This window comes from Bradyrhizobium sp. SPXBL-04, from assembly GCF_051853035.1.
In the GTDB taxonomy this organism is placed as follows: Bacteria; Pseudomonadota; Alphaproteobacteria; order Rhizobiales; family Xanthobacteraceae; genus Bradyrhizobium; species Bradyrhizobium zhanjiangense.
In genome coordinates, this window is the sequence record NZ_CP182472.1 from 1840831 (window position 1) to 1863674 (window position 22844).

The following is a 22844-nucleotide window of genomic DNA, read 5'->3' on the forward strand; positions in this document are numbered from 1 at the left end:
CCGCTGACGCGTCTGCGGGCCGATCACAACCGTTCTTGCATGCACTGAGCCGACGCCTGCAGTGCGAATTGCGCCAAGCCGCGCAATCCAAACCAAAGCGCGGGAGACGATCGGATTTGTGGCTGAACAGATGAGCGAGACCGACATTTGGAAACTTCCCCAATTCGTCTTGTCTGCGGTCAGTCCTGCTGGGCTGTTGAGCCTGTCGTGTCGTGAAGTCACGACAATGCAAGTCCTTCCGCATTCGAAGACACATCACGCGACGCATCCGGCCAATGGCTTCACAGACCGAGATGCACGACGAAACGATCAATGCCCCTTTCGGCTTGAAGAACACCCTCTCGTTCGCGAATCGTTCGCACGCAAGGTGTCAACCATCCCGAAGTTCCGTCGCGCCCGAGGTCCCCACGTCCGCCGCAGCCCAGCGAAAGCTGTGAACGATGCAATCGAGCTCCACGGTGTTGTCATCGCGCATGGATCCAGGTGGCTACACCAGCACCATTTCGTCTCACGGGGTGCACGGCGCCAGAATGATCGGATCTCGACTTCGGCGCTGCGTCCTTCGATCTGCACACAGGCGATGTAGGACGCTCGCCCCAAAGAGGAGCAGTCCAGCAGCGTGACGGGGCGGAGCGGCGGAGCATTGTGCTTTTGAGGCGTTCGCAATTCTTGCTACCTGTCAGGAAGAGTTCACGCGAGCGGGTTCTGTGTCGCGGGGTGTCGGAAATCCTACAATCTGACGCTAGGTGAGATTCAAGTGCCTTTGACCGCTGGTTGTAGCAGTGCTCTTGAACTCGCAAGCATTCTGAAGCAATGACGATACGTCCGAAACCAGACTATCGACCTGCGCGTAACGCTCGTCCCTTTCGCCAATGTCATGAGCATTTCGTCGGTCCAATTAAGGCGTAGCTTGAGCCAAAGCCGATGACAGTGTGTGAAGGCAGTCGTCTTTGCTAGGCCTTACCGCGTGACGTCACGGTCGTCCGATCGACTTCGTGCGCGCCAATTTAGCAGGGAGACGGTGGCGAGCCGCGTGATGCTTCTATGGGACGCGCGGGAGCGAACTTCTGGGATGCAGACGCCCGAGCGCGCAAGCCGATTTGACCGGCAAGATACTGAAGAAAGAATCGATAGCCGAACGACATTCTTGAATGCTGCCTCCATAGATCGCGATTCGACTATGGGGCTTTAAGGCAAGATCGGCAAAATCGATTGTTTTGATGGAACGCATCCAGGTAGCGAATAGGCCATTGTGCGACGGCACGCTTGCCGCTGAGCGAGACTCCATTGACCCGATCCTGATGCGATCGCACTCGAGCTCTTTTGAATGATCGCGCGGTCGATGGCAGGTCGAGCTGGCGAAGGGATCAAAGCTCCGCCTTATGGCTCACGTCATTCGAGTCCCGCCAAATGTGTCGGCGGCGATCGGATCGATGCGGGCTAGGCCGCAGCACTCCAATGAGAGCCGTGGAAAAGCGAACAATGGTGCGAGTGTGTCCTCCAGAGCGACGGGTACTTCTTGGGATGTGGGCGCGCCTTCGTCCCTTGCGCAGGTCAAGGAATGGGTTGATCTGAACATTATTCGCGAAGCCATTATCGTGTTCGTGGAGCGGCGCCGCTGGGACGACCGGTCCTAGGGTGGTCGTCTTGGTCAACATCAAGGAACTTGAGAGAATGGCGCGGTCGCCGGTTGTCTAGTCGTTAGTCTCCAGTCTCCCGCCTGTAGGGATTTGCTTCGCTGGCGACTCGGTAGTTCTCCAAATCGCCGCCCAGGAACAAGCGCTCGGTCTCACTGGTTGGCGTTCTGCCCAGCGAGCACATCAAATCCACGTCCGCATCGATGTTGTCCTGATCCTCCACATTCATTCCAAGGCCAATACTGCTCAGTACGTCGTCGGGCGTCCAGACCGCGGACTTCGGTACGGCGTAGGTGTGCAGCGTGTTCGCATTGTTGGCGATCGCTCTCGCCCAGTGGTCACGCGAAACGGTGAGTTTTGAAGGGTCTTCGACCAATGACACGAATGGAGAAGCCGTCTTACCGCGCATATTCCATCCAGCCTGGCGCGCTCGGTCCATGGGATATCGCTCCAAAGGATCTCCAATGGAAGAATGATCCCGCGCCGTGTTACGGACATGTGATATTGCACATGTGCTGGCTTCGGCGCGCGGTTTGCAATCGCTGTCCTGGTTCTGGAAACGATGCAGCTTGAGATATGCCGATGCCGCTACATTGTCGAAAATGCGATCCCGGTCGACACCGTTGTCCCCCGCTGGCGCCCATCGCGCTGATTGCCTTTCGGCGAGGGCGATCTCGTTCTTGAGCTCTTGGAGCGTGGCGCCCATTAGCGTTGCCGCAAGCTGGGCGCGCGCGCCGACAAATGATGTCGCTGGATAGCGACTGGTTTCCGAGGCCGCCTCGCCTGGCGCAGACGAGGACCTGGCGGTGGCGGAATTTGCCGCTAAGGGGACTGAAGCCGAGGCTGGGCAGACCGAATCTACGTCGTCTAAATTCAAGTCATTCAGCTGCTGCTCGAAGCTTGCTTGATCGTCTGAACTGTGCGCCGGTGCGCTAATCTGGGTGTTAAGCTCGTCCTGTGGCCCGAGGACCCGGTGCGGCTCCTGTAGCGGGTTGTGAAACCTCAAAGGGAGTGTCTGCGGCATTTCCTGGATCAACATTCATCTCTTTCTCCCTCCGAAGTGCAGGCGGTCGGCGTAGATCGTTGCAGGTGCAGCTTTCGGGAAGCTGACGGACCAGGAATGAGGTCATTTAGCTTTGGAATGAGTCGAATAGATTCAGTCAACGAGGCGAACGGTCAGCTGGACGGAAGCCGCGTGAAGCGACGGATCATAATACGGTGCTGCCTTGTGCCTTCCGGCATTGGTGTTCGATCAAGCCGAGATCGGGTCCCCTGACTGAGCCTTCAAGACGGATGAACTGGCGCTTGAGGCTGGTCGAATTTCTTTCGTAAATCGTCTCCTTATGCAGATGTGAGAACTGCATTCTCTCGCCCGTTAGGACTGCGACGGACAAGCGCAACCGGCTTCCATTTTTGTGGTTTCCAAGCGGAGGACGACGCTGGATCAAATCGTTCTAGTCGACGCGCGCGAAGCTAAGCCACTTCAGCAAACCTGACCTACGAGGTTGTGATGTCGGAATAGCCATCACAGCGACTTGCGCCTCGTTGCGACAGGCTGCTTTTGTACAGGCGCGCGAGCGCGCGTGGTGTCTGGAATCAGACAAACGGCTTGCGAGCACGACGTCTTTAAAAGTGCAATCTGCGTTACTTATCGAAGGAGAAGAGCATATGAAGTTTACTGGCCGAGCACTACGGATCCTGTTGTTCTTGCTTTCGGCCGCGAGCGTGAGCGCGCCGGCGAGAGCCGATGAACCCTCGCCGAAATACACCGAGGTGCTCAGTGCCCTCCAGGCGGGGAAGAATGTAAAGCTCATACTGGACATGAGCCGCTGTACCACAGCGGAGGGTGGCAAGCCTGCGTCGGCGACGCAAGCCGGTCTGGTCATCAATGCCTTCAGGGTGACCGTCCAGAACGGCATCAGCTTCGCCAATGCTCATCAAACGGTCGACAGCTCCGGACATGCCGTGACCGAGTACATCCGCCATAGCCTTAGCCGCGAAGGCAAGCTGACGGTGCGAGCCTCGAAACTTGTCGTCGGGACCACCGAACTCGTGAACCAGGGCGAATTCATCTGCGAACTGCCGGATGGCGCAAAGTTCATCTGGTAACGAAGAGCACAGAGCAGGGGGCGCTTCAAAGACTTGATCCTTTAATCGTGCGGACACCTTCGCACGGATAAGGATCCTTTCGATCGTCAGGAACGATCAGAGTGTTTCTGACGGTCGTTTCGTCGGGCGAGGATTAAGTTGCACGTACTTGCTGCTCAGGTAACTCACGAGGGCCGCCGATCTCGATTCGATCTCAGGGATTGGAAGATCGGCGGTTCAGGCAGTCGTCGTATGGGGTGGAGCCAAGGCTCTCAGTTGAACGCTTCAGATGAGCTCGCCAAGGACGTCCTCACGCTGTCTGCGGTCATCGTAAGAACACTATTCCCAAATCGATCCAGCCGCGGGCTCGCGATGATGACACTCGACCCTAGGCCCCCCACGATGCGCTCTTATCTTTCATCCACCTCTTTTGGGATCCTTTCACCTGAGATCTCAGTGCTGCCGAATGCAGCCACAAGGTGATTGAACCATGCCGCTTAAGATCATCTGGGCTGGCTGTTATGGGTCTGCTCACCGCTCGTAAACTGCGTTCGGGCGCAGATCTAAGCTCTCTGAGCAAGCGATCCGCGGTTTCGGAAGCTTGAGCAGCTGCCCGAGGTGCCGATGAGCACCTCGTTCAGCCAAATTGCGGCCAACGCAAGAGAAGAGCGCGGCCAGTCGCCCGCGCTGGCCGTTTGGACCGGGGTATTATTGGTAGCGCGAAACGCTGATTTCGATGTTTCCGAGCGTCGGAAAAGGTAAATCACCTTTCCGAAGCCTGTACCACTCAGCCTTTTGTTTCTGACTTTCTGTATGGATTAGATGCGCTAGAGGTCCGATAGTCATCCAGGTTCCCGCCCAGAAATAGTACCTCACGCTCCTCAGTTGGGGTATCACTCACCCATGCCAGAGCGGGTTCATCATTCTCAGTCCCGTCCTCAAGAATACTGACGATCTCTTCCGCCGTCCAAGTTGTGACCCTCGGCACCGTGTAGGTGTGCAACTCATTCGCGTTTTCCGCGATGACTTTGGCGCCATACTCGTTGTCATCGTCCGGCGAAAGGAGCAGTTGTGAGGCCTCCTCGGACAGCGACACAAAAGGCGAAGAACTGGTATCGCCCCTGATGTGCTCTGCCGCTGCGCGACCTAGATCAAGTCGTTGGCCTCCCCAGATATTCCAGGGGGCGGCGTCGTAACGCAAAGCCGCCATGGAACGCAAATGGGCCATCGCGCTTTGACGGTCCAACGCATGTGGCTTGCAATGGCTGGCGTGGTTTTGAAAGCGCTGCAGCTCCACATATGACGATCCCACCACGTCGTCGTAAACGCGGCCACTATCGACGCGGTCGACTGACGATCCACTCGCTCGTGACCATTCTGCTGATCTTTGCGCAGCGAGTTCGATTTCTCTTCTGAGTTCCGCAATGTTCGCGCACGTCAGCATTGCGGCAAGTTGAGCGCGCGTTCTGACAAAGGATGCAGGCGTGCACCGTTCATTCTCCGGAATAGCTTGCGCTCTCTTGTTACCATCCGTTACCGTCCGGTTCGATGCAGTCCCAGGTGAAGCCAATCCTGCGAGGATTGGCTGAGACTCTCGAAGCCCCTGCTCAAAGTCTGCTTGCGCTGTCTCTTCCTGTTGCGGCTCGAGGTAATGCATCCGAGCCTCGGATCGGTTGACGTCCTCAAATGGGTCCATGCCCTTCTCCCTTTGGTAGCCTTGTCAATATCATTCGTACGAAGTTGATCCGATAAGGATCAGCAATCGAGACGCGCGCAATGTCGATAAAACGCACCGGGTCTGGTTCTCGAGCGGATGGGTGGGTTGAGGGGCTGACCGGGGATCCAAGTCATTCTTCTGTTCCAGATTTTGGGCCATCAAGTCGGCATCCTGTCCGGATAAAGATGTTGCCATGCTAAAAGGGTTAGCTGTCGAACAGCTGACCAGACTCATTGCTTGAAGAAAACTCGGGGCTCTCCCGACTATGCCGGCGATCCGCTCCACGGCAGCGCCGTGTGAAGGTCCGGGAGAAGCAGCGGGGCGGAAGCGCGGCTATCGGTGAGCTTGAGCGGCGTGGAGAAGTATGCCTGGGGCAGCTTGCATCGGCTCCGAGTGGATCTCCTTTGAATGCTGGTCAAGATGCTAGCTGTGATCCGAACAGCTGAGTCTGGCCGCCGCCGTCGGGCTCGTTTCCGGGCCGGGGTGGCGTGAAGCTCATTGTCCTCTGTCGGGACTGCTGATGCGAGGCCGGCCTCGCCTTCGGTGCGCCGGGCGTTGGCCGTAAAACAAGAGCCGGGCGTGCGACTTCGATCCAGGCATCCGCAACACACGGGTAATGGCTTAACTCACAACATTAAAAGGCTGTGCGGCCGCGAGACGTTGAACTCCCAACCAGACGTGGCTGGGCCACAAACGATTCGGGTGCATAAAAACCGCGGCGGCAAGGACGACTGGCACACGGGCGCCTCAGTTCGGAAAAGAAAAACGGGGCGTTGACGCTTGCAGCCGATGCGCCACACAATGCACCACAATTTGGTCGCGCCTTACAAACATATCGCCGCGCAAGCCTTTGCAGGCGCAGCTGAACAAAAAGACCTAGGGCAATCTCCGCGGTCGGTCGTATCGGCCCCTCCTTCCCATCTCCGAGCCCGGCGCGTTTCCGGTCAAAGTAGCGATAGATCCCAGGCACCGACGCATGAAAATTTGACTAGCATCAGTCTTCCTGGGTTGATCCAAAGCCACCAGCCGGGATGGCCGAAGGAAGCGGCTCTTGGCGCTCGCGGGTTGCACTCCTGTTGCTAATGGCAGGACGATGATGGCTTAGGTCAGAACGCCGGGGCTGCGGTCGTCCACCATGCTGGCGGGGAGCGTGTGGTCCGTGATCTTTCTCGCCGGAGATGGCCGCGGACCTCGAGGCTAGCCAGACGGTTCGAACTGGCATTGATGAAGCTGATAGCCCGCGATTCATCACGAGAGGCGCGCCCGACCTCATCTGCCGGTAAGTGACGCACTCCGATACCCAACTGAGTGATTTCGTGAACGTTGATGCTCCCGATGTTTGACGCTCCAACGCGTTTGTCTTCAAAAGTAACTGAGTCCCGTGCACATAGCGGGGCGCGCTCACGAAGGGGGCCTCGAGGACGGGCATTCTTGCAAAGTCGCGGTCGGTCATCATACCGATAGAAAAAGCGAGAACATGCGGCGCCTGCAAGACAACCAAGCGAGAGATCCGCAGCATCCTCGAATGCAGCAGGCGCCACGGTGGTGCAGAAGAAGGCTCAGCGTCCAAGCATGCCTTAACGAGGCATGTATAATCTAGAATGTTTCATCGCATTATTAGATGGTTGGCTTGGTGCGGCCTTATTGATCGGATGTCGCTTTGCAACGGGCAGCATGCGGTTGATCAACAATGTCTCCCAAATCTGTCGTGTGTTCTCGAGCGCATCAATTCATGTGCCTCGCTTTGAGCCGGCGCTGCCAATTAAAGTCGCTGCAATCACGCAGCGCGTGTTCGGGGAGCCTGATCAGAGACCATTTGGGCTAAGCGATAGACAGATAGACGTCGCAATAGAAGGGGATGCCAACAGACGATAGTAGATTGAAATACTCAACTATTGCGTTTGCGTGGACTCGACCTCTAAAGATTCTCTAGTCGATCCTTGCTCGCCCGGTCGCGAGTCCAAACGTTCCGATCGCGAATGGGCATCAGAACACCTTCCTGAGAAGCAGCTGGCTTGTTGATAAATTCTGGAGCGCCGATGTGAGTGTACTCGTGTGGGATCAACTAGCCGCTGGAAATTGGCTGTCACGACGGCGTCAATCGGCAACCACCGTGGTCGAAGCTTTTTTGGGCAGCGCCCGCGCGCAGAACATCACAGCACGTAGCGGAATCTTCTTCGGTGAGAGTCCTCTAACATCAGCCGACGGTTTGTTATCCATGCCTCAAATTGGCTGCCCGGCGCACATTCAGCGTGAGCTTGCGCGAAAGGGCAGGGTGGTCGCCGACATTGACTTGCCCTCAAGGCCCACCAGGTGGCTCAGAGGGCGCCGCATTAGGGGTTGTGATGTCTTCGGTTAACTCCATGCTTCATCTTGGCCTCAATCTTCATGGCGCTGGTGGCCATTCCGCCGCGTGGCGCTGGCCGGGTACAAATCCAAGCGCCTTTTTCGATATCGAGCACTACGTCCGGGCTGCGAAGGTTGCGGAGCGTGGTTTGCTGGATGCTGTATTCCTCGCCGATACTCCCGCGATAAACTTCGACATTACGCACCAGCCACCGCTGAATGGGCTCGAACCTACCCTCGTTCTTGCGGTGATTGCACGCGAAACGCAGCGGATTGGCCTGATCGCGACAGCGTCGACGACCTACAATGAACCATACAATCTCGCTCGGCGTTTCCAATCGCTCGATGTCATCAGCCGTGGCCGCGTTGCGTGGAACGCAGTCACGACGTCGAGCCCGGCGACGGTAGCAAACTTCGGCGGTCGAGAAGTCGGGCGAGCGGATCGCTACAGACGGGCCGAGGACTTCGTTGAAACCGTCCGTGCTCTCTGGCTGAGCTGGGGCGGCGGGATGATCATCGCCGACCAGGCTGCGGGAGTTTACGCAGATCAGAGTCAATTCCGGCTGCTCGATCCTGATACGAATAGTTTTGGCATCCGAGGCCCACTTACACATCCCGCTTCGCCTCAAGGTCATCCAGTCATCGTTCAAGCGGGCGGTTCGGATCCCGGATTACGGCTTGGCGCGCGCAGTGCAGATGTCGTGTTTGCGGCAGCCGGGGACTTGACAACAGCGCTGCAGGAGGCCGAGCGCCTGCGTGCTCTCTCTCGTCAATTCGGCCGTCCTGCGGCTCCGCTCATCCTCCCAGGTCTTGTCACCTGCATCGGCGGAACCGAAGAAGAGGCGGCTCGTCGCAAACAGCAATTGGACGACTTGCTCGATCTGGAGCGCGCCATCGCCGCTCTTGCACGAAGCATGGGCCTGGCGGTCGAGAAGCTCAGCCTCGAAAGTCCCATCCCTGAAGAGATTTTGCCCGATGCAGATAACGTTCCGTTTTCTGTCGGTCACCATCGCACGATCGAAACTCTGGCGCGTCAAGGCCGGACCGTTCGCGAGATCATCAGCAGCGTTCAAGCTTTTGGCCACCGCTTACTCGTGGGCGCGCCCGAGCAGATCGCTGATTCGATTGAGGCCTGGTTCCGCGCTGGCGCGGTCGATGGTTTCAACGTCATTCCGGACGTGCTGGCCGACGGCACTGCGGCCTTTGTCGACCATGTCGTGCCCCTCCTCCAGAAGCGCGGTCTGTTTCGCACAGAATATCGGGGGCAGACATTGCGCGAGCATTTGGGGATTCCCCTCCACATCGAACCGAAAAAGGCGGGTACGTCAGCGGTCTGACGCTGCATTCTCCCGTCCGCATTCATTGCCCTGGAGCTTGGATATGTCTGTATCGAATACGCAATCATCGAGGCGTTTCACCCGCCAGTCGAACCATCGCGGAAGAAAAGTGGCGGCTAGCCTATTCGTGCTCCAAAGCCTGGCACAGTTCGCGCCCAGCGGCCATGCCCAAGAGGCGCCGGCCGGCAACGTCAAGCGGGGCGGCGTTATTCGTTATGGGCATTTTCAAGAGCCGGCGTGCCTGTTCGGAGGTTGGGTGCAGCAATGGTATCTGCAACGCCAGTACAGCGATAATCTGGTTGCCCGCAGCGAGGATGGCAAGATTGTGCCATGGCTGGCCGAGGCATGGACAATCTCCGACGACAAAAAGGTATACACGTTCGAGATAAAGCCGAACGTGAAGTTCACGGATGGGACTCCTCTCGATGCGCAGGCCGTCGCTGATAATATCAACGGATGGCTCAGCAATGACCCTGATCTTCGTAATCCGACTGCCGCTCCTTATCTTAGTGACAGCTTCGAATCGGCAAGGGCAATCGCTCCTCTGAGGTTGCAGATAACCCTGAAAGCGCCGTTCCAACCCTTGCTGAACGTTTTCGCCCAATCCTCACAAGGAATTCTCTCGCCATCCGCGCTCAAACGTGGACTTGGGGTCAATTGCGAGAACCCTGTCGGCTCAGGTCCATTCATTGTCGACAAGTGGCGCCACGGACGGGAAGTCACCTTCCGCCGCAATCCCGACTACAATTCGGCACCGGCCACCGCGAAACATCAAGGGCCGGCTTACGTTGACGGGATCAGCTGGAAGTTTCTGCCAGATCAGACTGTCCGATACGGCTCGCTGATCACGGGGGAGACCGATGCCATATACGATATCCCAGCTATCGCATGGAAGGACGCCAATTCCCGCTTTCCAGTATTGCGGCACCTTACCGGCGGCACCCCTCTGCGCCTGGCGTTGTATACGGCCCGGCCCCCATTTGACGACGTGCTCGTCCGCAAAGCCTTTGCTTATTCTACTGACCGGAAGGCCGCGGTCGACACATCCTTCCTCGGCTCTTTGCCATTTGAAGGCAACGGTGCGCTAAGTCAGAGCTCGCCGGAATACCTGCGTGAGCTCGGGCAGTTCTATGCGTACGATATTCGGAAAGCCAATCAGCTGCTTGATCAGGCGGGTTGGACTGAGCGCAACCCTAACGGCGTTCGTGTCAAGAACGGCAATCCGCTCATCGTGCGCATTTCCTATTCGTACGCTTTTCTGAAGCCCGATGGCGAGCAAGCCTTGCAAGTTATCCAGCAGCAGGCAAGGGCGGCCGGTTTTGACGTACGTCTTCAACCCACCAATCCGGCTGATTTCTTCGCCGGAAAAAACCTCGGGCCCAACGATTATGAGATCGTGCTTCTTTATTGGGTTGCACCCGGCGCTGAGATATTCCGAATTTCGTGGAAGCCGGACCAGAATGGCGAGCCCAATCGCTTCAATCCATCGCGCTTCCAGGATCCGACACTTTGGGAGCTGATCCAAAAGGCGGAGGAGAATTTCAATAGCGCTGAACGTACTGGCCTCTATCAGCAGGCGGAACGGAAGATCGTGGATGAGGCTCCTGTGATTGGCCTTACGGTGCTGGACGTGACATTGGCCACCACCCCGCGCCTGAAAGACGTGTGGCTGGACCACGGGTCAGTGGGCGAGCCCGTCTTCTATGACGCTCATTTCGACGAGAAGAAATGACACCATGAAGGTCGTATCCCACAATCGGCTTGTTTGGTTCGCGCGCCGTATTTTATCGGGTGTGGCCGTCGTGTGGGCTGCAGCAACGTTTACGTTCTTAGTTCAGTGTTTGATGCCCGGCGATCGCGCGCAGATCGTCATCAATGTGAGGAGTGGCGACGTCGGGCCGGCACCTGCGGCCGAGCTCGCAACCATCAATGCGAAATATGGCTTTGATCAACCGCTCGCCGTTCAATACGGCAAATACATATTGCGAATCCTGCATGGAGATCTTGGTGAATCATACCAGCAGCATCGACCCGTCGCGGGGATCATCGCAGAACAGATTGGCCCCACCATTGTTCTGGCGATCGCCGCGCTGCTGATGGCTTGGGTTATTGCGATCTTGACCACCCTGTTGATCGCCGGCAGAGACAACATATGGTCGAAGCTGCTCAGCGGCGCGCAAATCTTCTTGGCAACCGCGCCGCCTTACTGGCTAGCTACAATTCTGCTCGTCGTCTTCGCGGTAAACTTGCGCATTTTTCCAGTTGTCGGAGAAAGCTCGCCGATGGGACTCGTTCTCCCAACACTTGCTCTGGCTCTCGAACTGTCCGGCTTTTTCGGACAAGTTGTTCTAAACGAGTTCACGCGCGTGCTCGAGCAGCCCTTCATTACGTCCGCGCGAGCCCGAGGTATGAGTGATTTCGGCGTCAGGCTTCACCATGTCCTGCGCCATGCTGCATTGCCCGGCGTAACCTTATCAGGCTGGGCGCTCGGCAAGCTTCTTTCGGGGGCGATTTTGATCGAGATCGTTTTCGCCCGTCAAGGGCTGGGTGGAGTTCTTGTTGCCGCAACGTCCTCGCGAGACGTTCCGATTGTCTCGGGAGCTGTTTTGATCTCTGCGGGCCTATTCGTCACTGTTAGTGTGATTGTCGATCTAACTTATCGGATACTCGACCCGAGAATTAAGTTGACATGAGCATGCTCGCAGAAGTCACCGTGTCTCGGCCGCTCAGAGAACTCCTGGCATTCGTCCGCCATGTTCCCTTCCGAGTTGCTGCCTCGCTTATTATCATTGGTTTCATTGCCCTCGCGGCCATGATGCCAAAGGTGCTGCAGACGCACGACCCGTTCGCTATTGATTTGAGATCGTCGTTGCAGTCTCCTTCGATCGCCCATTGGTTGGGGACAGATCAATTGGGCCGGGATCTTTACTCCCGATTACTCGAGGGGGCAGGCCAATCGCTTGCCATCGGACTTGGCGCGACCGCGCTGAGCATGTCCATTGCACTCATTCTCGGCGTCGCCGCCGCACTTTCTGGTGGCGTATTCGACAGCATCCTCAGCCGGATTGTCGACGTGCTCTTCGCAATTCCCACGCTCTTGCTCGCCCTTGTGTTCGTGACTGTTTTTGGGCCGTCGGTATTGACTGAAGTCATAGCTGTCGGAATCGGCACAGCGCCAGGCTATGCGCGCATGATCAGGGGGCAGATGCTTTCCATCAAAGGGACAGGGTATGTGGAGGCCGCCAAGGCGCTGGGCCATCCATTTCCCCGTATCGTCTGGAGGCATATTCTTCCCAACGCCATGAACCCGCTAACAGCAATGATGACGATCGGCGTTGGTCAGGCAATTATCTGGGCCTCCGGCCTTGCCTTTCTAGGTCTTGGCGTCGCTCCCCCTGCCCCTGAATGGGGCGCGCTGCTCAATGCCGGGCGCAATTATGTGATCTACGCCTGGTGGCTGGAGATCATACCCGGTCTGGCCGTGACCGCGTTTGCCGTCAGCGTCACCATCGTCGGGCGTCATATACAGGACCGTCTGGAAGGAAAAAGCTGAATGTCGCAGGTTCGTCCCATGCCTGTCTCGCAGCAGGCAGACCTCCTCACGGTCGATTCGCTGCGTGTTTCCTTCGGGCGCGACATCGCGGAGAAAGCGGTTGTGCGCAATATGTCCTTCTCCCTCCGACCGGGACGGTGCCTTGCGATCGTCGGTGAGTCCGGCTCGGGCAAGAGCGTAACTGCCCGGGCTCTCGTAGGCCTCGCTGGTCGCCACGCTGGTGTCCATGCACGCCAGATGAGCTTCGACGGGACGGACCTGATCGGCCTTAACGATCGTGGCTGGCGGCGCATCCGCGGCAACGAGATTGGCTTTGTATTACAGGATGCGCTCGTCTCGCTTGACCCGCTTCGCCGGATCGGCAAAGAGATTGGTGAAGGCTTGCTCCTCAATGGTGCGGTATCATCACGCGAGGAGCTCGCGCAGCGCGTCATTGCTCTTCTTAAGCTCGTCGGTATCCCCGAGCCCGAGACCAAAGCCCAGCAACTGCCGCATCAATTATCCGGCGGCCAGCGTCAACGGGCTCTCATCGCTGCAGCACTTGCGCTCGATCCACGCATCCTTATCGCCGACGAGCCGACTACCGCTCTCGACGTGACGGCGCAAGCTCATGTGCTGGCACTGCTCGAGGAGACCAAAACGCGGGGCAAGGCTCTGATTCTGATCAGTCACGATCTGGCAGTGGTCTCCCGCGTGGCGGATGAGATCCTCGTCATGCGACGAGGCGAGGTTGTCGAACGCGGCACCCCCGCCCAGATATTTAGCGATCCGCGACACCCCTATACTCGTCAGCTGCTGGACGCCGTGCCATCAGGCCGGCCGCGCGGCTCACGACTGTCACCATCGACTGTTGTGCGTTCGCCTGGCCGGCAAACGCAGCCACCCGTGCAATCGCTGCCGAAATCTCGTCCCATCCTGCTCGAAGCGACAAGTCTGGTGAAGCGCTTCAAGGGCCCGGATGGCACTTTGCGGGCGGCCGTGGACGGCGTCTCCTTCGAACTGCGATCCGGCGAGACTTTGGGCATCGTCGGGGAATCTGGATCAGGAAAGTCAACGATGGCGCGCATGATCCTGGCGCTCGACGAGCCTGACGAGGGAGCCGTTCAGTTTGCAGGCCGGCCTTGGACCACGCTCGCTGAACGCGAACGCCGGGCTCGGCGGCGGTCGATATCGATCATTTACCAGGATCCTCTTGGCTCGTTTGATCCACGTTGGACGGTCGAACGCATCATATCCGACAGCCTTTCAAGCGACGTTGAGACACGGCGCAAGCGGCAGGAGCGCGTTATCGAGCTGCTCGATATGGTCGGACTCTCCCAGGCCTTGCTGGACCGACGGCCGCTCGAACTCTCGGGCGGTCAGCGCCAGCGCGTTGCGATCGCCCGCGCGATCGCACCAAATCCTGCCGTAATCGTCTGCGATGAACCGGTTTCGGCGCTCGACGTCTCGATCCAGGCCCAGGTCTTGGACCTGCTCGGCTATTTGAAGGACCACCTCGGCATAAGTTATCTCTTCATCTCGCATGATCTCAGTGTTGTTCGTCATATCAGCGATCGCGTCATAGTTATGCGCCGGGGGAGAATCGTCGATAGCGGCGCCACTGAAGAGATATTTCGTAATCCACTGTCTGAATATACCAAGAGCCTTATCGCGGCCATGCCGCGTCTTGTGCGCGACCAACAGATAGGTCAATCATCTACGATCCTCGAAGAAGGCATCGCATGAATGCCTTCGAATTCGACTTGCTTTATCATAAAATTGTCGATCTCCGATCTCGGGGGCATTCACCCTTGCGCGCCGATTTGGTCACGATTGGGCGCTCGCTGATCGCTCGGCCAGGGCACTAGGTGGACCGGCCCGCGCGCGGAGCAGGGCTAGTAGCTCGTCACAGTGATTTTGACGGTTTGATACCGAGCCAGGTTAGGATCGGCGAGTTTTCTGGAGGCATGAGGATTTCGATGCTTCTGGGGGCACCGGCTCGACGGCGAATGAGTCCATTTCGTTCGAGGGTGACAATCATCTGGTGGACCGAAGGCGGGCTGACGCAGAAGTGGCGCTGCATGTCGGTTGCGGCAGGTGTGCGTCCGAACGTGTACGAGTAGGTATAGATGAAAGCCTGGTAGTGGCCCTTCTTCTCGATAAAGCGCGCGCCTGATTTTGACTCATCGAACCGGACCAAGCGCCCGCCGGCCGGAGGCGCGGGACGCTGACCGCGCTGCCGGCCGACGGGATGGTCAAGCTCTCTGGTCATGACGGCTTGTCGGGCGCGACCGTGCGCCGCCGGCTCGCCGAGAATGACCTCAAGCCGTGGCGCAGGGATATGTGGTGCATTCTCCATGTCGATGGCGAATGCGTCGCCCGCATGAAAGATGTACTTGATCTCTATGCTGAAGCGCCTATTCCGAGCGATCGCTGGTCTGCTTCGACGAAACCCCCGCCAGCTCATCGGCGAGGTGCGTCAACCGATTCCGCCCGAACCGGAAAGGCGCGAGCGCTACGATTATGAGTGCCGCCGCAACGGCACCGCTCGATCTGCAAGCCGATCGTAGCGAGGTGGACTTGAATCGGCAAACCCTCGTATAGCTCGTTCCCTCTTTCTTTATACCGATCACCCGCCTCCATATAATTGAACATTGGTGGCCAGCCAGCTATCGGAGCGTAGCCTCTAGATGGCAACTGCCTCCACGATGATCGGTCGGATCGATCTTGATGGAGCAAAGCTGCAGCAGCGAGTGATTGAACGAAATTTAACCGGATCGACTACGCTTGGTGCGCCAGAGGCGAACGATCGCGATCTAGCTTTGGATTTCGCCAAAGGAGTGCTGATCATTTTGGTGATCGTCGGTCACCTCATCCAGTATATCCTCTACCGAGATGAAGGCTTTTGGGATTCGCCATGCTTCAAATGGATCTACATGTTCCATATGCCTCTCTTTATGGCGATAAGCGGATACCTTGCTTGCCGTGCGCTGTTGCGAAAGTCGTTGGCGCAAGCCGTCGGCGATCGGGCGATGCAGCTCTTGCTGCCCATGCTGTTTTGGTACGCTCTCCTGGAGACAGCAAAGTTGGCTGTGCTTCCCCGCGCGCCTGACGCATCGGACGACATTTTGCCATTTCTATACGATGTTGCCGGCACGTACTGGTTCATCTGGGCAGCGTTCGTTTGTTTTCTTCTCGTTAAAATTCTTTCGATCTTCGATCATTACTCGCCCTGGATCTTGTTCGTATCAGTCGTAGTGGTCGCGCTTGCGCCCCTGACATTCTCCATATTTCCTCTTATAAAGTATACTTACCCTTTTTTCTGCCTGGGCTTCTCATTTGCCCAGTCGAGAGACCGCTGGACGAGCATAGCACGCCGTTACAAGCTGCTCTTGATCGCGTCTCTCTGCATAGCGGCACTGGTGTGTTTTCTAGCCTGGCAGAAGGACACGTACGTCTACAACAATCTCGCCCTGGTTCAAGATATGCTGTCGGCGAAGAACGTGCTTCTGATGCTTTTTGGCTCTGCGGCAGCCTCAGCGATCATGATTGAGCTCTTCTTGCAATGCTGGAGATTTGGCCGGTCAAATCGAGTGGTCCGCTTTATCGCCATGGAAATAGGACAGAGCACGCTGGTGCTGTACTTGATTCAGGGTACGGTATTTCGCCTCATGGATTCTATACAGTACGCAGAGCCCTCGGATCTCACAACGAGGTGGGCCGTGGCGGGAATTCTAGGGGGAGCGATTGTTCTCGTCACGCTGATGCTACGCCGAACCGTGCGCGACATTCCCTATCTATCTCAGTTCATTCTAGGAGCTTCACCCCGCGCCCTTCGTCCAGCGGGTCAGCCCTCGCACAAGTAGAGCTTCGCCCAAATCCGGTCAGAAGGCCCCTAGGTGTCCTTGGCTCCCTTCTGATGAGGCCGGCTCGTTCCAATGTCAGCACCATTTGGTGAACCGAAGGCGGGCTGACGCGGAAATATTCCTGCATGTCGGTTTCCGCCAGGGGTCTGCGGTGCAGCCGCGTATAAAGGTGGATGAAGGCGAGGTACTGCCTCTGTTTAGGCGTGAAGGTTTTTGCCGAAGGACTCACGCTGGCCATCCGATTCAGTTGTTCGTGCCTGCCTCTCAGGGAGGTAAGCATGAACGTACGCTATCAAGTCGAGCGCAACGAACTCAGGGCGCTGCTCAGCGGCGGCAAGCATGCGTCTCGCAAGCTCAAGCGCGCCCAGATTTTGCTGGCTGCCGATGCGGGGGCAGGCGACGAGGAGATCGCCAGGAGCGTCGGCGTAAGCGGCTCGACCGTGTACCGTACCAAGCGCCGTTTCGTGGAGGGCAATCTGGAACAGGCGCTGAGCGAGGAGTCGCGACGCGGGGCGGACCGCAAGCTCACGGGCAAGAAAGAAGCCCTACTGGTGGCAACCGCTTGTGCAGCCCCTCCAAAGGGCCGTGCCCGCTGGACGCTCGATCTGCTAGCAGGTGCACTCGTCAAGCTCACCGAACACAAAAGCCTGCCGCGCGAGACGGTCCGACGACGTCTGGCGGAGAATGATCTCAAGCCTTGGCGCAAGGACATGTGGCGCATTCGGCAGGTCGATGGCGAATACGTCGCCCGCATGGAGGACGTGCTCGATCTCTACGCTGAACCACCCGGACCCAGCAGGCCGGTAGTGTGCTTCGACGAAAGCCCCGTGCAGCTCATCGGCGAGGCGTCAGCCAATTCCGCCAAAGCCAGATCGGCTCGAACGTTACGACTACGAGTATCGGCGCAATGGAACGGTCAATGTGTTCGTTCTCCTCGACGTGCATCGCCCATGGCGGAAGGTCAAGCTAACCGAGCGGCGAACGGCGAAAGACTATGCCCAATGCATGCGCGAACTCGTCGACATCCATTATCCCGATGCCGAGATCATCCGCGTCGTTCAGGACGATCTATCGACCCACTCAGCCGGCGCCCTTATCAGACGTTCCCGCCCGCTGAAGCACGGCGTATCCTGCGGCGGATCGAGTTCCACTACCCCCCAAGCACGCAAGCTGGCTCAATATGGTCGAGATCGAGATCGGCGTCTTGCGGGGACAGTGCCTCGACGCAGGATCGAGGACCCAAAGCGGCTGCGCCACGAAATCTCCGCCTGGGAACGGCAGAGAAACGCAGCACGCGCTCGCATCAAATGGATGTTCACAACAGAAAGGGCTCGCGCTAAAGGGACGCGCCTACCCAAATCCTGCCAAAGAGTCATAATCTCCGTGCAGAGGTACTAGCCGAGTTTGAACACTCGCTGACCGTGATGTCGGCGATCCGCGCGTGTCGAATTGCAAGTCAGCGATTCCGTTCCCGCAACGACTTCCGGCTCTCGCTATCCTGCAAACGAGCTCGGAATTGTCGCTTTTACGATAACCCTGCGATCATGGTGCGGTCCCCGACAACGAGACCGTGTTTGTCAGGTTCAAAACATTCGGCGTCAATATCGATTTCATGACGCCTATTCAGCCCTTAATTGAGACTGAAGCGGCTGGCACGGTCATTGCTATCGAAAAGGAGGTAACGCCGAGTGAGGGCTGAGTGCAGCCTAGATGAACGATCGCAAGCCGTGGGGTCCATTCTGAAAAAGAAGCAAGACCTTGAGCTTTTTCGCGTTCGGTATGGAGAGCGATGGTGGATTTGCCGATAAGAGCCGACGAGACAAGTCGTAGCTTCTGGACGTCGGCACTGTCAAACGACCGTTTCGTTGTCAGCGTTGCCGGCTCGGTGACAAGCGCAGTGAACGGCAGTGGGGCGCATGACTAGAATTCGGCTGACGTGCTCAAGTCTGCCGGCTGCGGAGGCCACCCGACACAATAGGGTGCCTCATCGACGCATCGTGTTGCCATTTCGCCGACGAGTTCGCCACAAATCGCATAGCGTACCTCAAAGGCCGAGCAAAAAGAGGTCAATAGCAGGCACCCTCGTAATCCGGGCAATACGGAATCGTCGACATGTCGCAAACGATCGGCGCTGATAGCGAGTGCACCGCGAATGAAGGAGCAGAGCACTGGTCGGAGTCGAAAAACAACCTTTCATCAGATGGCGAGTTTGTTCGGTACTGGAGCCGAGCTTCCGATCGGCTGCGCGCAGTGGCCGCTGTCGGGAGGCGAACCGAGGAGGCGATCAGAAGGACTGGGATTGGTTTGCAGCTATCCTCCGAGAACTTTAACGGTCACGACCTGTCAGATTTCCCGTTGCGGCGCTGTACACTCAATCGTGCGCAGCTCTACGGAGCAAAGTTGGATCGGGCAGACCTTTCTGAGGCGAACCTTATCTGCCCAGGGCTAGAGAGGGCAAGTTTCCGCGGGGCCAAGCTCGATTTTGCGTATATGCACGCGATTGCAGCGCAGGTCTGCAATTTCGATGATGCCAGTCTGCGCAGTGTAATTGATGCAACGGGCAGTCTGTTTCACGGTTGTAGCATGAAAAGGACACGCTTTGACAACGCTATGCTCAGTGGACTTCTCGTTTACCAGTGCGACGCGAGCGATGCTGTATTTGATGGCGCGGAATTACAGGGCTCGACCATAAATGAATGCTTCCTTCCTTCCGCTTCCTTCCGCTTTGCCAAGCTGAGCCAAGTCACGATCACGAAGGCACATCTGGCGGCTTGCTCGTTCTTCCAGTCAAAGGGGGACTGTTTATCGATCGTGCGTCCCACCTCGGTCGATGGTCTTGTCCTGGAAGGCGCTCATCTTCCGTATCTGAGACTCTCAAAGGTGAGCGGCCGCATTACGGCGAGAGCCCTGAGCGCTCCATTCGCTGATGTTCATCTGTCAAATCTTTCAAGCGCGGAGCTTGAGCAGGCAGACTTGACCGAGGCGCGGCTTCTGTCCGTAAGCTTGTCCGACGCCAACCTCGTCGGTGCTGTGTTGAACGGTGCATCTATTCATTCCTGTCAGCTCGATGGAGCGGACCTGTCTCGGGCATCAGGCGAAAGCATTTCGATAACAGAGAGCACAATGCGAGCCGCCAAATTCACGGGATTTCGTGGTCGCTGTGCCTTCGTGCGCGACTGCGATCTTGAACATGCAGACCTCTCCCAGGCTTACCTCTACAGGTCGATGATGACCGGTGATCCCCCGCAATCAATGGCATTGGATCACGCAAATCTCGAAGGATCCAATCTCGTTCAGGCATATCTCGCCGCAGGAATGACCGACAGCAACCTGGAGGCAACGCGCGTCGCATACATTCGCATGAACCAATCGTCCTTGCGGGACGCGAACCTGAGTGGGATATCGCCGTTCCAGGCCAGCTTCGTAAAGGTCGACTTTTCGGGTGCTAAGATAACCACATTCGAGCCACCGTTTTTTGCCGACCGATGTCCGGGACTGCAGTCCGCTTTGAAGGGTGATCAGCCGCGCGAGCCATCAAGCTATCTGGCTGAATTCTCATCGTTGATCAGAAGTGGCCGTGAAGGGTCAACTTGACTGCTTTGGAAACCGCAAAATAGAAGGGATTACAATGTCCGTGAGCTTAGAGCTTGTTGGTGCGGTGGTCCGAGCTGCGAGCAGGCGTTAAAGCTCTTTGGGGCTCGTTGGCGTGCGCGGCCAATACGACACCCAGGGCCGACCTTCTGCGATCCGACCGATCAGACCACTCTTTCGGCGTGCAAAAAAAAACTGGAGTAAGAAAATGCATCTGGGATGTCTTTCCGCAGGCAAAGCGTTCATCCGGGAGGTAGCGAGAACAGGTCAGACTATTGGGACGGTACACACCCTAGGCGCCCTGCATCTTGGGCATGCAGAACTGATCAGAAGAGCGGCATCGGAGAATGACGTCGCAATTGTCACAGTCTACCCGAACAAGACCCAGCTTAGACCAGGTGGGAGCTACGAGTTCGATTTGGACGCTGATATTGGACTTGCCCTACGTGCGGGAGCAACTGCCGTGATTTCCTCGAACGACACCGAAATGTTCCCGCCTGGATATCGAACGTTCGTATCGCAAGACGACTATCATTTGCGTTTAGATGGGCCTGAGGCGTATTTGAAGGAAGCCGTTACCGGGGCAATCCGCTGGATCTGCTATGCGCGGCCAACTCGCAGCTACTTCGGCCTCAAGGATATCGGTCAGGCGATCCTAGTGAAGCGCGCCGTCGCAGACCTCCTTCTCGATTGCGAGATACGGTTTGTGCCCACCGTGAGATACAAGAACGGAGTGCCCATCTCGTCGCGCTTGCGGCGGTTTACCCGCTCCGAGCTTGATGAGCTTTCGTGTCTCTTCAAGGCACTCAACCATTCGAGGAAAGAGATCGCCAAAGGAGCGTCGAGCGTCAAGGATCTGGTAGCGTCGGCTACATCTCAAATAGAGTTCCGACAGTTTAAACTCGATTTTGTTCGGATTGTTGGCGCTGATAGCTTCGAAGACCTGGAGCAGGTCCAGCTCCCCTTCATAATTGTGGGAGCGGCAATGGCTCATGGTCTCAGGGTCTTCGACAGTATCTACGTTCCAGATCGGGATACACTCCTGAATGGTCCTGCCGATGTCTGGATCGATCTGCCTGAAAAGTCCTAGCCAGACGATTATGCATATCGTGATTTTGACAAGACTAGCCGTTCCGGCCGTGCCTAAACGCAGGGGGACCTTATGACTGTGCATTCGGCTTTACGCTGCCTCCAGCGCACAGCCATGGTCCAACCAGCGGTGAAGCTCTCACGATCCACTGAGTAGATCGACTTGAAAAGTCAATCCGATCCGTACTGCCCGATATGGCAGGGTCGGCTAGCCGCACTTTGAGATAGTCTGCTCAAGTGGCCCGTCGCAGCCAAATGCCACGGCAGCTCGAAACGGTGAATCGACGACCTTTGGATCCGTAAGCTCTCGAGAGCAAAATCTCCGGAAGACGATCATGACAAGGCGATTGGAAGATCATAGAGCTGACGACGCGTGTGTTATCCCGCTGAGCAAACTGGATGTAAGCGAGGCCAAGCGCTTTCAGGACGACAGCATATGGGGTTGCTTCGAGCGGTTGCGAAGGGAAGATCCCGTTCACTACTGCCAAGACAGCCCTCATGGTCCATATTGGTCCCTGACGAAGTATCGGGATATCGTAGCGGTAGACACAAACCACAAAGCATTCTCGTCAGAGCAAGGTGTTATTATCGTCGACGTGCCTGTCGAGCACTGGACCCAGAGTTTCATCAAGATGGGGCCTCCCCAGCACGCCGAGCAGCGCAATACCGTCAGTCCGATAGTCGGACCGAAAAACCTGCAGAGACTCGAAAGCTTGATCCGCTCTCGGGTCAGGGCGATTCTAGACAGTTTGCCGCGCAACGATGTCTTCAATTGGGTGGACATGGTCTCCATAGAGTTGACGACGCAAATGCTCGCCACGCTGTTCGACTTTCCATTTGAGGATCGACGACTCCTAACCTATTGGTCAGACGTAGCTGTTGCAGCTCCGAAGGCAGGCCACACAATCGACAGCTGGGACAAGCGAAGTACAATCTTGTCCGAGTGCCTGGACTATTTCACCCGACTTTGGAACGAGCGCATCAATGCCGAGCCGCGCCTAGACCTGATCTCCTTGATGGCGCACTCGCCCGCCACACGCCATATGGAGCCGAGCGAGTTTCTCGGGAATCTGATTCTACTGATCGTTGGGGGGAATGACACCACGCGCAACTCGATTACCGGCGGCCTCCTGTTCATGAGTCAGTACCCCTCCGAACTGCGAAAACTAACCGACAATCCCAAGCTGATCTCGAGCGCCGTGTCCGAGATTATACGATACCAGACGCCGATCGCACATATGCGCCGCACCGCCGCGATCGATAGCATCGTAGGCGGGAAACAGATCATGAAGGGCGACAAGGTCGTCATGTGGTACATCTCCGGAAACCGAGACGAAGAGATCATTGAGAACGCCGACAGTTTCGTCATCGACCGCAAGAATGTGCGGCAGCATCTATCGTTCGGATTCGGCATCCATCGCTGTCTTGGTCGACATCTTGCGCAACTGCAGTTGAGAGTCCTCTGGGAAGAGATTGTGGATGCGGGACTGGAGGTCAAGGTTGTCGGCGAACCCGAGCGAATTGCGTCCAACTTCGTGCACGGCTATTCCGGTCTCCCCGTGCGGATTGCAGCCTAGGCCCTGATCGCTCCGGTCTGGCAGCCGGCACGCGGTGGGAATGGGCTCGTCCTGAACCATCTTC

General features: G+C 57.2%; 12 protein-coding genes and 2 pseudogenes. 12 read left to right on the forward strand and 2 right to left on the reverse strand.

What is annotated here, in order from left to right; all coding sequences use genetic code 11:
• Window positions 1-1701 precede the first annotated feature (1701 nt).
• Window positions 1702-2676, reverse strand: a complete 975-nt coding sequence (locus tag ACNJX8_RS08640) for a hypothetical protein (protein ID WP_439360257.1) — start codon at window positions 2674-2676, stop codon at window positions 1702-1704.
• Between the two features lie 629 nt (window positions 2677-3305).
• On the opposite strand from ACNJX8_RS08640, the gene ACNJX8_RS08645 reads away from it, so the two are divergent.
• The gene (locus ACNJX8_RS08645; protein WP_128943650.1) at window positions 3306-3746 is read left to right on the forward strand and encodes a VirK family protein; all 441 of its coding nucleotides are present in this window, start codon (window positions 3306-3308) and stop codon (window positions 3744-3746) included.
• Window positions 3747-4512: 766 nt separating this feature from the next.
• Here the strand turns inward: ACNJX8_RS08645 and ACNJX8_RS08650 are convergent.
• Window positions 4513-5421, reverse strand: a complete 909-nt coding sequence (locus ACNJX8_RS08650; RefSeq protein ID WP_439360258.1) for a hypothetical protein — start codon at window positions 5419-5421, stop codon at window positions 4513-4515.
• Between the two features lie 2366 nt (window positions 5422-7787).
• Between ACNJX8_RS08650 and ACNJX8_RS08655 the strand changes: the two genes are divergently transcribed.
• From ACNJX8_RS08655 to ACNJX8_RS08705, 11 genes and pseudogenes are all read left to right on the forward strand, one after another.
• Window positions 7788-9125, forward strand: coding sequence for an NtaA/DmoA family FMN-dependent monooxygenase (locus ACNJX8_RS08655; protein WP_439360259.1), 1338 nt, complete (start codon window positions 7788-7790; stop codon window positions 9123-9125).
• A 43-nt stretch (window positions 9126-9168) separates the two neighbouring features.
• Window positions 9169-10857 carry an ABC transporter substrate-binding protein gene (locus ACNJX8_RS08660; protein ID WP_439360260.1) on the forward strand — a complete coding sequence of 563 codons (1689 nt, stop codon included), beginning with the start codon at window positions 9169-9171 and terminating at the stop codon, window positions 10855-10857.
• Between the two features lie 4 nt (window positions 10858-10861).
• Entirely contained in the window at window positions 10862-11818 is a 957-nt protein-coding gene (locus ACNJX8_RS08665) for an ABC transporter permease (protein WP_439360261.1), read from the forward strand.
• Window positions 11815-12678, forward strand: coding sequence for an ABC transporter permease (locus tag ACNJX8_RS08670; protein ID WP_439360262.1), 864 nt, complete (start codon window positions 11815-11817; stop codon window positions 12676-12678). Before ACNJX8_RS08665 ends, ACNJX8_RS08670 begins: the two co-directional genes overlap by 4 nt.
• Window positions 12679-14403: a dipeptide ABC transporter ATP-binding protein gene (locus ACNJX8_RS08675; RefSeq protein ID WP_439360263.1), complete on the forward strand. Its 1725-nt coding sequence runs from the start codon at window positions 12679-12681 to the stop codon at window positions 14401-14403.
• A 457-nt stretch (window positions 14404-14860) separates the two neighbouring features.
• Window positions 14861-15206, forward strand: a pseudogene (locus ACNJX8_RS08680) (IS630 family transposase); the annotation flags it as partial.
• A 159-nt stretch (window positions 15207-15365) separates the two neighbouring features.
• A complete protein-coding gene (nolL, locus tag ACNJX8_RS08685) occupies window positions 15366-16523 on the forward strand; it encodes a nodulation factor fucose acetyltransferase NolL (protein WP_439361850.1) in 1158 nt (385 codons plus the stop codon).
• Between the two features lie 278 nt (window positions 16524-16801).
• Window positions 16802-17901, forward strand: a pseudogene (locus ACNJX8_RS08690) (IS630 family transposase).
• Between the two features lie 734 nt (window positions 17902-18635).
• Complete coding sequence (locus ACNJX8_RS08695; RefSeq protein WP_439360264.1) at window positions 18636-20117, forward strand: pentapeptide repeat-containing protein; 1482 nt, start codon at window positions 18636-18638, stop codon at window positions 20115-20117.
• Between the two features lie 205 nt (window positions 20118-20322).
• Window positions 20323-21204 carry a pantoate--beta-alanine ligase gene (locus ACNJX8_RS08700; RefSeq protein ID WP_439360265.1) on the forward strand — a complete coding sequence of 294 codons (882 nt, stop codon included), beginning with the start codon at window positions 20323-20325 and terminating at the stop codon, window positions 21202-21204.
• A gap of 334 nt (window positions 21205-21538) precedes the next feature.
• Window positions 21539-22780, forward strand: coding sequence for a cytochrome P450 (locus tag ACNJX8_RS08705; RefSeq protein ID WP_439360266.1), 1242 nt, complete (start codon window positions 21539-21541; stop codon window positions 22778-22780).
• Window positions 22781-22844: the final 64 nt, after the last annotated feature.

Bases quoted from the DNA above. Each gene is read 5' to 3' on its own strand.
- ACNJX8_RS08700 (WP_439360265.1), top strand. From the start codon at position 20,323: ATGCATCTGGGATGTCTTTCCGCAGGCAAAGCGTTCATCCGGGAGGTA.
- nolL (WP_439361850.1), top strand. From the start codon at position 15,366: ATGATCGGTCGGATCGATCTTGATGGAGCAAAGCTGCAGCAGCGAGTG.
- ACNJX8_RS08650 (WP_439360258.1), bottom strand. From the start codon at position 5,421: ATGGACCCATTTGAGGACGTCAACCGATCCGAGGCTCGGATGCATTAC.
- ACNJX8_RS08675 (WP_439360263.1), top strand. From the start codon at position 12,679: ATGTCGCAGGTTCGTCCCATGCCTGTCTCGCAGCAGGCAGACCTCCTC.
- ACNJX8_RS08670 (WP_439360262.1), top strand. From the start codon at position 11,815: ATGAGCATGCTCGCAGAAGTCACCGTGTCTCGGCCGCTCAGAGAACTC.
- ACNJX8_RS08660 (WP_439360260.1), top strand. From the start codon at position 9,169: ATGTCTGTATCGAATACGCAATCATCGAGGCGTTTCACCCGCCAGTCG.
- ACNJX8_RS08695 (WP_439360264.1), top strand. From the start codon at position 18,636: ATGTCGCAAACGATCGGCGCTGATAGCGAGTGCACCGCGAATGAAGGA.
- ACNJX8_RS08640 (WP_439360257.1), bottom strand. From the start codon at position 2,676: ATGTTGATCCAGGAAATGCCGCAGACACTCCCTTTGAGGTTTCACAAC.
- ACNJX8_RS08705 (WP_439360266.1), top strand. From the start codon at position 21,539: ATGACAAGGCGATTGGAAGATCATAGAGCTGACGACGCGTGTGTTATC.
- ACNJX8_RS08665 (WP_439360261.1), top strand. From the start codon at position 10,862: ATGAAGGTCGTATCCCACAATCGGCTTGTTTGGTTCGCGCGCCGTATT.
- ACNJX8_RS08655 (WP_439360259.1), top strand. From the start codon at position 7,788: ATGTCTTCGGTTAACTCCATGCTTCATCTTGGCCTCAATCTTCATGGC.
- ACNJX8_RS08645 (WP_128943650.1), top strand. From the start codon at position 3,306: ATGAAGTTTACTGGCCGAGCACTACGGATCCTGTTGTTCTTGCTTTCG.